The 12,696-nt window shown below is 52.8% G+C and carries 9 protein-coding genes; all 9 read right to left on the bottom strand.

Features of this window, described 5'->3' with window-relative positions; all coding sequences use genetic code 11:
* Positions 1 to 136 precede the first annotated feature (136 nt).
* Entirely contained in the window at positions 137 to 592 is a 456-nt protein-coding gene (locus tag VGN67_RS15710; RefSeq protein ID WP_327487802.1) for a GNAT family N-acetyltransferase, read from the bottom strand.
* 23 nt (positions 593 to 615) lie between these two features.
* The gene (locus VGN67_RS15705; RefSeq protein ID WP_327487801.1) at positions 616 to 1,884 is read right to left on the bottom strand and encodes an ectonucleotide pyrophosphatase/phosphodiesterase; all 1,269 of its coding nucleotides are present in this window, start codon (positions 1,882 to 1,884) and stop codon (positions 616 to 618) included.
* A 200-nt stretch (positions 1,885 to 2,084) separates the two neighbouring features.
* Complete coding sequence (locus VGN67_RS15700) at positions 2,085 to 3,599, bottom strand: glutamate synthase subunit beta (RefSeq protein ID WP_327487800.1); 1,515 nt, start codon at positions 3,597 to 3,599, stop codon at positions 2,085 to 2,087.
* 60 nt (positions 3,600 to 3,659) lie between these two features.
* Positions 3,660 to 8,237 (bottom strand): glutamate synthase large subunit, encoded by a 4,578-nt coding sequence (gene gltB / locus VGN67_RS15695; RefSeq protein ID WP_327487799.1) that lies wholly within the window; start codon positions 8,235 to 8,237, stop codon positions 3,660 to 3,662.
* Positions 8,238 to 8,559: 322 nt separating this feature from the next.
* Positions 8,560 to 9,480: a ribonuclease Z gene (locus tag VGN67_RS15690; protein WP_327487798.1), complete on the bottom strand. Its 921-nt coding sequence runs from the start codon at positions 9,478 to 9,480 to the stop codon at positions 8,560 to 8,562.
* Positions 9,481 to 9,485: 5 nt separating this feature from the next.
* A complete protein-coding gene (locus tag VGN67_RS15685) occupies positions 9,486 to 9,908 on the bottom strand; it encodes an STAS domain-containing protein (RefSeq protein ID WP_327487797.1) in 423 nt (140 codons plus the stop codon).
* Between the two features lie 63 nt (positions 9,909 to 9,971).
* A complete protein-coding gene (locus tag VGN67_RS15680; protein WP_327487796.1) occupies positions 9,972 to 10,913 on the bottom strand; it encodes a phosphoribosylaminoimidazolesuccinocarboxamide synthase in 942 nt (313 codons plus the stop codon).
* A 27-nt stretch (positions 10,914 to 10,940) separates the two neighbouring features.
* Positions 10,941 to 11,645, bottom strand: coding sequence for a hypothetical protein (locus VGN67_RS15675; RefSeq protein ID WP_327487795.1), 705 nt, complete (start codon positions 11,643 to 11,645; stop codon positions 10,941 to 10,943).
* A 44-nt stretch (positions 11,646 to 11,689) separates the two neighbouring features.
* Entirely contained in the window at positions 11,690 to 12,652 is a 963-nt protein-coding gene (locus tag VGN67_RS15670; protein WP_327487794.1) for a vWA domain-containing protein, read from the bottom strand.
* Positions 12,653 to 12,696: the final 44 nt, after the last annotated feature.

Below are 12,696 nucleotides of genomic sequence, written 5' to 3'. Positions count from 1 at the left end.
ATAAAAAGACAGGGGTAGTAAGTCCTGATGGATTCAGGTACTACCTCTGGGGAAAATAATAAAGAAAAGAAGCGTTACTAAGAGAAGAGTTTGCCAAATTTATTCATTTGAGCGAAATAAAAAAATATTGATTAGTTTATGGTAATCCGGAGGTGTTCAGGCTCAACCACTGGTTTTTAGTCATGACGAACTGCACCTCACCATTCAGTAACCGGTCCTTTCGGGTCCAGCCCGCCTTGCTGTAAAAAACCTCCGCCCGGGAGCCGGGTTGGGTACTTAGGGTAAGTTCCTCAATATCCTGTTCAAAAGACCAGGTAAGCATAAGATCGTGCAGGGTTTTGCCAATACCCCGTTTTTCATAGTCGGGTGAAACAAAAAGAGCCCAAACAATGCGCTGCCGGATGTCCACAATACTAAAACCCACGAGTTCTCCGTCGGTCTCGCAAACCCAGCCCCTGCCGCCTGTCCGGAGGATTGACTCAAAGTGAGCTACGGTAACCAGGTCGGGGTTGGAGAGAATATTTTCCCGTACGGCCAACCGAACTTTCATTGTAGCCGGAAAATCAGAAATAAGGGCCTGGCGAAACAGCATAGAGAGTAGGTACCTGGAGTAAATTATTTTAGAATTGGCTGTAGCACTTTCAGTTTCCCGTCAATACTCTTTTTCTTGTACCGAAGCCCAAGTATTTCGGCCACTAAAGGATATACATGAATATTTTCAAAAGTTTCAATTGTAATACCCTCTTTAAAAGCGGGTCCCCAGGCGTAGAAGGTAGCGTGCATATCAGGTATCGTCGGATCGAAGCCGTGCTTGCCCGGAGTTATTTTTCGGCCGTTAATGTTGAAAACCTTCGGGAGGCGCGGGACCAGTAGTATATCACCAATGCGGTTGTACCGGTCTGCTTTCTTATTGTAATGCCAGTGCGCCGGGGTTGCTTCGGTCAGGTATACCTCGTAGTCACGGGCCTCTTTTTTCAGGGCCTCGTAGGTGGGTTTTACGGCCCTTTTATCCCGGGCGTATAAATGCAGCATGACATCGCCACTGGGAATAATGAACTGACTGGTATCAATAGCCGCGGGCAGTGAGAGGGTATTTTTGGTGTCTACTTCAGTCATACCGTGATCCGACACAAACACAAAATTGACGGGTAGGTGCAGCGAGTCCACGGTGGCAACCAGTTTGCCGATGCTCTCATCAATAAATTGTACCGCTTCACCCGTCTCCGGCGAGTCGGGACCGTGGGTGTGGGCGGCGTGGTCAACTTCCGGAAAGTAAAACGTAATCAGGTGCGGACGTTTCTCTTCCGTGAGCTGCAGCCATTCTTTTACCGTCTGGATTCGGGTGTCAATGGGGATCTTCTCGTTGTAGATGTAGTAGTAGGAAGGATGTTTTCCCTGAATCGCGCTCTCGGACGCTACCCAATAAAAACTCGCGCTCAGCATCTGTTGCTGCTCCGCCAGCACCCACAGTGGGGTACCGCCGTACCAGGAGCTATCCGCTACCGCCCGTTTGTTGCCCATGGCGTAACGCTCATTCCGTTTTACATCGAAAAAGGTATTGTTGACTAAGCCGTGGTGCGCCGGGTACAGGCCGGTCACTATAGTATAGTGGTTGGGAAACGTAAGCGAAGGAAAAGAGGGTAGCATGGCGGTGGCAGCAACGCCCTGTCCGCTCAGCCGCAGCAGATTTTTGGCCTGGTACTTCCGGGCAAAGTCGTGCCGGAAACCGTCGGCGGAAATAAGGATGACGTAGGGCTTTTCCTGTTGCTTCGCACTGTTGGTCCGGTCAGGTACTATTTTCTGGGTCAGGTCCTGCGCCCGAACCAGAGCAGTAGTAAGGCAGACAAGAAGAAGCAGAATTGACCTTAAGGGAGGTACTTCCATTTTTTTGTATGTTGATGAATTTTGAAAGCTCAAATTAATAGAAACCTTAGTAAAGCAAGGTTATGCAACTGTTACTTTTTATTCTTACCACTGGGAAAGGAGAGGTACTTAGGGGCATCAACTAAAACAACGTAACCCATAAAAAAGCAAAAAGGGAGGCTGACCAGCCTCCCTTTTTTATGAAATTTTGTTTCAAGAGCTTACACATGGGCAAAAGTTGGGTTCAGCATAGAAACGGATTTGGCTTCCAGCAGCGATTCCCCCATCAGGTACTCATCCACCGCGCGGGCGGCTTCCCGTCCTTCGCTGATAGCCCAAACCACCAGGGACTGTCCACGGCGGCTGTCACCGGCGGCAAAAACTTTCTCGCTGGTGATGGACTGATAGCCATTGGGTTTGGTTTTGATATTTCCACGATCGTCAAACTCCAGACCCAGTTCATTCAGCAAGCCTTCCTGCTGGGGATTCAGAAATCCCGCCGCCAGCAGCGCCAGCTCACAGGAGATTTCCTCTTCGGTACCCGGAATCTCCTGCATACTAAACCGACCCGTTTCGGGGTCTTTCTGCCAGTCGAGTTTTACTATTTTCAGCGCTTTCAGGTTACCGTTTTCGTCACCGATAAACTCCTTGGTATTGATAGCCCACTGACGCTCACACCCTTCTTCGTGCGAGGTAGAGGTACGTAGCATCATGGGCCAATTGGGCCAGGGGGTAGTTACGTCGCGGGTGGCCGTAGGCATCGGCATCAGCTCAATTTGCGTAACTGATTTGGCACCGTGGCGGTTGGAAGTACCTACGCAGTCGGAACCGGTATCACCCCCACCAATCACAACAACGTGCTTGTCGGTAGCCAGGAGTTCGCCCTGCTGGTAGGCAGCGCCCCGGTGGTCTTTTTCCCGCACAATGTCAGCCACCCGTTTGTTTTGCTGGCTCAGGAATTCCATCGCGAAATATACACCCTTTAAGTGCCGACCCTGGATTTTCAGGTCGCGGGGTACAGTAGAACCGGTAGAAAGGACAACCGCATCAAAATCGCGGAGCAGTTCGTCGGCCTTGATATCGACCCCAACGTTTACATTGGTACGGAATTCAATTCCTTCCTGCTCCATTACTTCCAGGCGACGGTCAATGAAGCGCTTTTCCAGTTTGAAATCAGGAATACCGTACCGCAGCAGTCCGCCAATCCGATCGGCCCTTTCCAGCAGGGTAACCGTATGGCCAGCCTGATTGAGCTGCGAGGCCGCGGCCATACCAGCGGGACCCGAACCTACTACGGCTACTTTTTTACCGGTACGCTTCTTTGGTAAGCGGGGCTTCACCAGGCCCAGTTCAAAGGCTTTTTCGGCGATTGATTTCTCGATAAATTCAATGGCAACCGGTGGCTTATTAATACCCAGTACACAGGAAGCCTCGCAGGGAGCCGGACAAATTCGTCCGGTAAATTCGGGGAAGTTGTTGGTCGAAGCCAGTATTTCGTAGGCCAGGGCCCAGTTGCTGTCGTAGACGGCATCGTTGAACTCAGGAATGATATTTCCGAGCGGGCAGCCATTGTGACAGAAAGGTACCCCGCAGTCCATACAGCGGGCAGCCTGCTGCCTGGAATGCTCATCAGTATGCTGGGTTTCAATTTCCTGGAAGTCCCGCAAACGCTCTTCTACTTTGCGCTTCTGGGGTAATTGGCGATCAAACTCTAAAAATCCGGTGGGCTTTCCCATACCTATATTTTCTTATTCTTTGTTCAGACTTTCTTTTAAACTCTTTGGAAGGGGGCTCCCTTACTGGTGGGCTACATCCACTACTATGTCTTTGTAAACCACGTTTTTGTCAGCGATTTGCTGCGCCAGGGTGATACCGCGTTTGTCGAGCGCCAGTTTGAAGTCGGTAGGTAGTACCTTCACAAACTGCTTCACGGCTTCGTCCCAGTTCTGCATGATCTGGAAGGCCACGTTGCTGGTGGTGAGCTGGAAGTGTTTCTCCACAAACTCCCGCAGGATACCCTTGTCTTCGTCGGTAAGTACGTCGAGCGTTACCATTTCAAAGTTTACTTTCTCTTTGAAATCTCCGGTCTTATCCAGTACATAGGCTACACCACCTGACATACCAGCGGCAAAGTTTCTTCCGGTTTCACCCAGAATCACCGCCACTCCACCGGTCATGTACTCACAGCCGTGGTCTCCTACGCCTTCTACTACTACCTTGGCTCCGGAGTTGCGCACGCAGAAGCGCTCACCGGCGGTACCCCTAATAAAGGCTTCCCCGGAAGTAGCTCCGTAAAAGGCTACGTTACCAATAATTATGTTTTCTTCGGGTTTGAATTTGGCATCCCGGTCCGGATACACTACCAGTTCAGCCCCGCAAAGACCCTTACCGAAGTAGTCGTTGGCGTCGCCTTCCAGTTCCAGACGGATACCCGTGGTATTGAAAGCGCCAAAGCTTTGTCCGGCCGTTCCTCTGAATTTGAAATGAATAGTACCCTTCGGCAGGCCGGTTCCTCCAAAACGCTTGGATATCTCGTTGGAAAGCATGGTACCTACCGAGCGGTTAAGGTTATTGATGGAATAATCAGCGTATACCTCCTCCGACTTCTCGAGGGCAGGACCGGCGCTTTTCATCAGGTCCCAATCCAGTACGGTTTCCATGCCGTGATCCTGCTCTTCCTGCTTGAACTGAGCTACTTCGTGTCCGGCGGCTTCTTTGTGCAGCATGGCGTCGAAGTTCAGGTTCTTGTATTTCCAGTGCTTCAGGTCCTTGCGAAGCTCGAGGTACTGTACTTGTCCCACCATTTCGTTGATGGTACGGAAGCCCAGCTGCGCCATTATTTCGCGCAGCTCCTGCGCCATGAACGTAAACATGTTCACCACGTGCTCGGGCTTTCCGGTAAAGAGCGCACGCAGTTCTTTGCGCTGGGTAGCTACCCCAACCGGACAGGTATTGAGGTGGCACTTACGCATCATGATACAACCAGCCGCTACGAGGGCGGCGGTAGCCACTCCCCATTCTTCGGCTCCCAACAGGGCGGCAACAGCCAAATCCCGGCCGGTACGGAGCTGTCCGTCGGCCTGTACGGTTACCCGGCCACGTAGTTTGTTTTTGACCAGCGTCTGGTGGGTTTCGGCCAGGCCAAGCTCCCAGGGCAAACCGGCGTGGCGGATGGAACTAAGCGGGGAAGCGCCGGTACCTCCGTCGTGACCCGCAATCAGAATATGATCCGCGTGGGCCTTTGCTACCCCGGCCGCAATGGTACCTACCCCAGCTTCCGATACCAGCTTCACGCTGATTCGCGCCGCCCGGTTGGCATTCTTGAGGTCAAATATCAGCTGGGCCAGGTCCTCGATAGAATAAATATCGTGGTGGGGCGGCGGTGATATCAGGCCTACACCCGGCGTTGAGTGGCGGGTACGACCAATCCAGTCGTCCACTTTGTGGCCGGGGAGCTGTCCGCCTTCACCCGGCTTGGCACCCTGCGCCATCTTTATCTGTAATTCCTGCGCGTTGGTCAGGTAGTGGCTGGTCACCCCGAAGCGACCCGATGCTACCTGCTTGATGCTGGAGTTGAGGTTATCGCCGTTTTCCAGGAGTTTGTAGCGTAGTTCATCCTCGCCACCTTCTCCCGAATTGGATTTGCCACCAATGCGGTTCATGGCAATGGCCAGGGTCGTGTGGGCTTCCCACGAAATGGACCCGAACGACATGGCCCCCGTGGCAAAACGCTGGAATATATTTTCGATGGGTTCTACTTCCTCAATGGGGATTGCATTTCCTTTTTTGAAACGCAGCAGGCCCCTCAGGGTCATAGCCTTCTGGCTCTGATCGTCGATGAGTTTTGAGTACTTCTTGAACTGCTCGTAGCTGTTGGTCTTGGTTGAATTTTGCAACAGGTGAATGGTCTGCGGATTGAAGATATGCGCTTCCCCGCGTTGCTTCCACTGGTAAAATCCACCTACCTCCAGGCGGGTATTCAGAACGGGCGTTTCCGGATAGGCTACCTTGTGGCGAACCTGTACCTCTTTGGCCAGCTCATCCAGTCCCATGCCCCCAATCCGGGAGATGGTACCGGTAAAGTACTTATCAACTACTTCCTTATTGAGGCCCAGGCACTCAAAGATCTGAGCGCCCTGGTACGACTGGAAGGTAGAGATTCCCATTTTGGAGAATATCTTCAGTAGTTCCTTATTGACCGCCTTGATATAGTTCTTGTGCAGTTTCTCATCCGTAAATTCCCCGTCTACCAGATTCTTACGGTTCATGTAAGAAAGGGTTTCAAAGGCCATATACGGACAAACACCCGACGCACCGTACCCAATAAGGGTAGCGATGTGGTGCGTTTCCCAGGCATCGCCGGTTTCCACCAGGATACCTACCTTACCCCGCAGCCCCATCCGGATCAGGTGGTGGTGTACGGCCGACGTAGCCAGCAGCGACGGGATTGGCGCGTGGTCAGAATCAATGGCGCGGTCCGACAGGATTATAATTTCAAAATCATCTTCAATGGCATCTTCGGCGTAGCGACAGATACGCTCCAGCGCCCGGGCCAGTCCCTTTCCCCCCTCATCGGCGCGGAAGTAGGTATTGATGGTTTTTGCCTGGAAGTGATTTTTATCCACAAAGCGTAGCTTGTCAAATTCCTGAACGGTAAGTACCGGCTGGGCCAGTTCTATCTGACGGCAGTGCTTGGGGGTTTCGCTCAGAATATTCTCGGTCGCTCCCACAAAGGAGATCAGCGACATGATCGAACGCTCCCGGATAGAGTCAATGGGGGGGTTGGTAACCTGCGCGAACAACTGTTTGAAGTAGTTGGACAGGTGCTGACTCTGGTCCGACAGCACCGCCAGCGGCACATCGGTACCCATGGAACCCACCGCTTCCATACCCGTCTGGGCCATGGGCGCCAGGATCATCCGGATATCTTCGGTCGTAAAACCAAACGCCATCTGGCGCTTCACCAGCGACTGGTCATCGTACTGGCGGTACATCCGGATAGGTTGCTCCAGGTCATCTACCCGCAGTTTGTATTCATCCAGCCACTCCTGATAAGGTTGGCGGGAGCAAATATCCGCTTTAAGTTCTTCGTCCGGAATAATCCGGCCCTGCTCCATATCCACCACAAACATCCGTCCGGGCTGCAGGCGGCCTTTCTTAACTACCCGGGCCTGGTCTACTTCCAGTACGCCGGCTTCGGAAGCCATAATAACGGTATCGTCGTCCAATACCCAGTAGCGCGAAGGACGCAGACCGTTGCGGTCGAGGGTGGCACCTACCAGCTTTCCATCGGTAAAAGAGATAGAGGCGGGGCCATCCCAGGGCTCCATGATAGCGGCATGGTACTCATAAAATGCCTTACGAACGGGGTCCATCTGCTCGTTGCCGTCCCAGGCTTCGGGTACCAGCATCATCATAACGTGCGGCAGCGAGCGGCCCGTCAGGTACAGGAGTTCGATGGCGTTGTCCAGGTTGGCCGAATCGGACTGCTTCATGTCACAAATCGGCAGGATCATATCCATTTCCTCCTTGCTGAAGTACTCCGAGCTGAACGACCGTTCCCCAGCCCTGATCCAGTTTACATTTCCTTTTACCGTATTAATTTCGCCGTTGTGGGCGATGTACCGGAAAGGCTGAGCCAGCTTCCAGGACGGGAAGGTATTGGTAGAGAAACGGGAGTGGATAACCGCAAAGGCCGACACCACCGATTCGTTCTCGAGATCCGGGAAGTAGTACTTGAGCTGAGCCGTAGTGAGCTGCCCCTTGTAGGAAATAGTACGGCTGGAAAGCGATGAGAAGTAGAAGTAATTTTTGGCCCCTTTCACGGTGTCGGTGATGAGGCGGGCCGCCACCTGACGCAGTACGTACAACCGGCGTTCAAAGCCCAGGTCATCCTCAACCAGGTCGGGACGTTTTATAAATACCTGCTCCACGTGGGGTTCTACCGAGAGTGAACCTTCGCCCAGCGTTTCGTTCAGGGTAGGTACTTTGCGGTATCCCAGCAGGGTCAAGCCCAGCTTCTTGATTTTACGATTAAGCAAGTCACGGCATTCTTCGCGCACGGTTTCATCCATGGGGAAGAAAATCATTCCCACGCCGTATTCACCGGCTGCCGGTAGCTGGAAACCCAAACGCGTACCTTCTTCCACGAAGTACTCGTGGGGAATCTGGATAAGGATACCCGCCCCGTCACCGGTGTTGGGATCACAGCCACACGCACCCCGGTGGTCCATCCGCTCCAGCATATGGATAGCGTCGGCCACGATCTGGTGTGATTTGCGCCCTTTCATGTTGGCCCGGAAACCAATTCCGCACGCGTCGTGCTCAAACTCCGAACGATAAAGTCCTGGTTGGTCTGCTACTACTTCTGACATTCCTGTACTTTTATGGGTAAAATACTTACAACAATCTAATTGAAAAAGTCATAAATCAGTTCACCAAAAATGCAGAAAGCAAAATAAGGTAAAACTGATAACGGGGCTGTTGATGAGGTAAACTGATGCAAGATAATAATAAAAAATATTTGGCTAAATAGGCCAAAAGCAAAATATTATGTACATAGTATAAAGTTGCTAGTTAATTTATACTATATATCGAAATATTGATAAAGTAATAACGGGGAATACTATTCCCTGAAAAAATTCCAAAACATAAGGGCCGCAAAAGGGACGGAAACACTGCCGGAGAAGGGTAAAATCAGCGGGCTGGTACTTCAAAAGTTTCTCCTTCCACGGCCATATACGTATCGGGAAAAATAGCGCGGGCCTCCGCCAGGGAAGCTTCGGGGTCGAGGTAGCGCGAAGAAAGGTGGCCAATCAGCAGCTTGCTTACCTGCGCTCCCTTGGCAATGCGGGCGGCCTGTCCGGCGGTAGAATGAAAGGTAGTGGACGCGCGTCCGGCCAGGTCGTCCCGAAAGGTGGCTTCGTGGTACAGCATATCGGTTTCCTGCAGGTGGGGAACCAGCTCGGGCAAATAGGCCGTGTCGGAACAGTAGGCGTAGGAGCGGGGCCGGGGCGGAAGGGTGGTATAGTCGGCGTTGCGGTACAGTAGGGTACCGTGTTCATCCAGCACATCCTGCCCCTCCTTGAGCTGGCGTAGCTGGGCAATGGTCATGGCGGGGACGATCTTCTCCTTTATGATCCGGTGGGCTTTGGGCTGCTCCCGAAACAGAAAGCCGGTACAGGGTACCCGATGCCGCAGCGGCAGGGTGTGCACCGTCATGCAGGGAGTTGACCAGATCAGCCCGGGCTGTTCCGCGTTTAGTTCGTGGTAGTGGAGCGGATAGGATAGCCGGGTGTTGGAGTGCCTGAATACTTCGGTTAGAATGTCGCCCAGGCCTTGGGGGCCAAATAAAAAAAGTTCGTCGGTGCGCTTGCCCAGGCTCAGGCTGTTGAGCAGGCCTAACAACCCGAAATAATGGTCCCCGTGCAAGTGGCTGATAAATATGGCTCGGAGTTTTCCGGGCCGAATCTTTTGTTCCAGCAGGCGGTATTGGGTGCCCTCCCCACAATCAATCAGAAAGCATTCGTGTTCCACCCGGAGTACCTGGGCCGAAAAATGCCGACCGGGTAGTGGGGAGGCCGAGCCGGAACCTAATATGGTAACCTGGAACGTCAATCCGGTCAGGGTTCTTTACTTTCACTTACCCCGCCGTAGTCGTCTTCGTCGTAGTCGTCTTCACCGGCCCCGAACTCGTTCTCGAGGTCATTCATGAATACGGCGTCTACCGCTTCTTCGAGCGTCGGCAGAATAGTCAGATCGGGAATTTTGGAGTCTTCCAGCAAATTAATGAACTCATCGTCTTTGGTTACTACCACCAGGAGCCCCAGTTCATTAATACACAGCCGGTTCACTTTCCTGAGTACCCCAACACCGGTGGAATCCAGGCTTTTGGTTTCGTTCATTACCAGGATCAGGTTGTGATATCCTTCCCGGAAAAGTTTACGCACCAGCTCCTCAAAAGAAGCAGGTACTTCGTCGGAAAAAGATGATTCTTTTAAGTCAATTAGTGCGTACTGCTCGCTTCGTTCCAGTTTGTGGTTCATCCGTTGTTTGGTTGAGTTGGTTTCGAATGTAATTGTCAGATCCCCGCTACCGGGAGGTAAGTGTTATTGCGAATTTAATGAACGCAGAATATTTTCTTCGATCCGTTGCAAAATATCTCCACTTTCTGTCCTTACAAATTGAGTACCCGTGACCTTTTCGAACAATTCAATGTACCGGTCCGTAATCGTGTGGACCCAGGCATCTTCCATGGCCGGTACCTGCTGTCCTTCCTTTCCCTGAAAGCCATTTTCAATCAACCACTCCCTCACAAACTCCTTGGAGAGCTGTTTCTGGGGGGCACCATTGGCCTGATTTTCCTCGTACGAATCCATATAGAAGTACCTCGACGAGTCAGGTGTGTGGATTTCATCTATTAAATAAATCGTGCCATCCAGCTTGCCGAATTCATATTTGGTATCAACCAGAATAAGTCCCTGCTCGGCCGCCATTTGGGTACCCCGTTCAAAAAGGGCCAGCGCGTAGCGTTCGAGCTGTTCGTAATCAGCGGCCGCCACAATGCCCTGGGCCAGTATTTCTGCCCGCGAAATATCTTCGTCGTGCCCTTCGTGGGCCTTGGTAGTGGGGGTAATAATGGGCGTGGGTAGCTTATCATTTTCCTTGAGGCCTTCGGGCAGCGGCACCCCGCAAAGTACCCGCCTGCCGGCCCGGTACTCGCGCCAGGCGTGGCCGGCCAGGTACCCGCGCACCACCATTTCTACCGCAAACGGCTCACAGCGCCAGCCCACTCCCACGTTGGGGTCAGGGGTGTCCAGCAGCCAGTTGGGGAGCAGGTCGGCCGTAGCCCGCAGGAAGTGCGAGGCAATCTGGTTAAGTACCTGCCCCTTGAACGGGATGGGCCGGGGGAGTACTACATCGAAAGCCGAAATGCGGTCCGTAGCCACCATGACCAGCCGGTTGTCAAACATATAGACGTCACGTACTTTTCCGCGGTAGAAGCCGGTTTGTCCGGGAAACTGGAAATGGGTCTCTTTAAGAGCGTTCATAAGGTTGTATTTGAAATAAATGAAAAGCTACCATTCTACTTCGTCGGTCTGGTCGGTTTGCCGACGGTACTGACGGCGCCGTAGCTGGTATATATACTGCATTTCGTTGGTCTTCATGGCATCCAGAATGGCCCGGGCCTGCTCTTCTGACATGCGTAGCTGCCGTAGCTCCTTCAGGAGTTGTTCCCGCTGCTCGGCCAGTTCGGGCGACTGACCCTCTTCCTGCGGAGGGGGCGGTGGCTCCGGCTGGTTTTGGGCCGGGGGGGGAGGCTGCTGCTGCGGGCTGCGGGGGGGAGTCCGGCCGGAATAGGCTTTCCTGAGTAGTTCGTAGTTGTACCGCGCCGTGAGGTTTTCCTGGTCCTGGCGTAGCGCCCTCACGAGCTGGTCCAGCGCCTGGGCCGTGTCCTGACGACTGACGGCAATCAGGGCCAGCTGGGTATTGGCTTTGGAAGCCACGGTTTTGTCGGCAATCCCCGTTAGTAGCTGGTAGTGGTACTGAGCCTCTTCAGGTTTTTCGGCCTGGTAGTAGGAGTGCGCCAGGTTGAGCCGGGCGGCGGGTTCCGCGAACAGGGAGCCATACGTAACCCGGTAAAAAAGTTGAGCGGCCCGTTCGAATTCTTTGTCCTGGTACGCCAGCTCGGCCTGCCGTTTTATCTGGTTGGACTGACTAACCGCTTCGAAGGAGCGGTTGTCCCAAATCCAGAGTAGCAGGTAGAGTAGGAAGGAGGTCATAAAGGAAATTCGGCCAAAACGCCGGTAAAAGTAGTAATTGAAATTTAAAGTCGGAAGGTCCGGACCGTTACCAGTACATCAATGATGAGTAAAAACAGAGCTCCCGCCAGAAAATAGTAGTACTTGTTGGTGGTAACGGCCACGGTACGGCTGTCGATGAGCCGGCCCGAGGCCGAGTTGATATCCGCCACCAGCCGGGGTAACTCATTTTTCTCATTATTAACTTCATAGTAGCTGCCGTTGGTTTGTTCGGCTAACTTCTGCAGGGCAGCCGGATTAAGTTTGCTGATGACCATTTCACCGTTGCCGGTGCGAAGTACCTGGCCGTCGGCGGGAATAGAGCTGCCAACCTTCGTACCTACCCCGACCACAAATACCCGTATACCAAACCGCCGGATGTTGTTAAGAAGGGTTGCCGGACAGGTACCTGTGTTTTCGCCATCGGTAAAAAGTACCATCATTTTGGCCTGGTTGGAAGCCTGCGCACCGCTGATGAGCTTTTGGTAGGCGAGGTCCAGGGCGCTGCAGGCATGGGTACCCGAGCGGGGCAGCAGGTCGGTCTGTAGCGACTGCACAAAGAGTTCCAGGGCGGCCTGGTCAAAGGTCAGGGGAGCCTGCACGTAGGCCTCGTTCGAAAAAACGATCAGGCCCAGGCGGTTGGTACCGGCCGAGCTGATTAACCGGTTTATTTCAAACTTTATTTTTTCGAGCCGACTGGGTACCACATCGGTAGCATCCATGGATTTGGACAGGTCGGTCAGCAGGTAAATGTCTTTTCCTTCGGCCTGAATTTCCCGGCCGGCTTCCCCGAAAGAAGGCCCCAGCAGGGCCATCATCAGCAGCGCAAAGGCGATGCACCTGAGAAAGAACTTAATAAACAACGAGCGGGAGGTAGTTTGCAGTTGCCGGGTAATCCGGAGCATCCGGAGGAAGTAGGTTACATAAAGCAGGAGGAATAAAAAGATAAATATATATTCGGTGGTACCAAAAGGGTAGTTCCAATTCATAGTCAAAAAAAACTTTGGGAGTAAAGTTGCTCAAAAATAGGCAA

This window comes from Telluribacter sp. (genome assembly GCF_035998675.1).
Classification (GTDB): domain Bacteria; phylum Bacteroidota; class Bacteroidia; order Cytophagales; family Spirosomataceae; genus Telluribacter.
This window is presented reverse-complemented; position numbering and strand designations above follow the sequence as displayed.

Coding starts and splice junctions, on each gene's coding strand:
- VGN67_RS15680 (WP_327487796.1), bottom strand. CDS start 10,913: ATGAACGCTCTTAAAGAGACCCATTTCCAGTTTCCCGGACAAACCGGC.
- VGN67_RS15710 (WP_327487802.1), bottom strand. CDS start 592: ATGCTGTTTCGCCAGGCCCTTATTTCTGATTTTCCGGCTACAATGAAA.
- VGN67_RS15670 (WP_327487794.1), bottom strand. CDS start 12,652: ATGAATTGGAACTACCCTTTTGGTACCACCGAATATATATTTATCTTT.
- VGN67_RS15675 (WP_327487795.1), bottom strand. CDS start 11,645: ATGACCTCCTTCCTACTCTACCTGCTACTCTGGATTTGGGACAACCGC.
- VGN67_RS15685 (WP_327487797.1), bottom strand. CDS start 9,908: ATGAACCACAAACTGGAACGAAGCGAGCAGTACGCACTAATTGACTTA.
- VGN67_RS15705 (WP_327487801.1), bottom strand. CDS start 1,884: ATGGAAGTACCTCCCTTAAGGTCAATTCTGCTTCTTCTTGTCTGCCTT.
- VGN67_RS15700 (WP_327487800.1), bottom strand. CDS start 3,599: ATGGGAAAGCCCACCGGATTTTTAGAGTTTGATCGCCAATTACCCCAG.
- gltB (WP_327487799.1), bottom strand. CDS start 8,237: ATGTCAGAAGTAGTAGCAGACCAACCAGGACTTTATCGTTCGGAGTTT.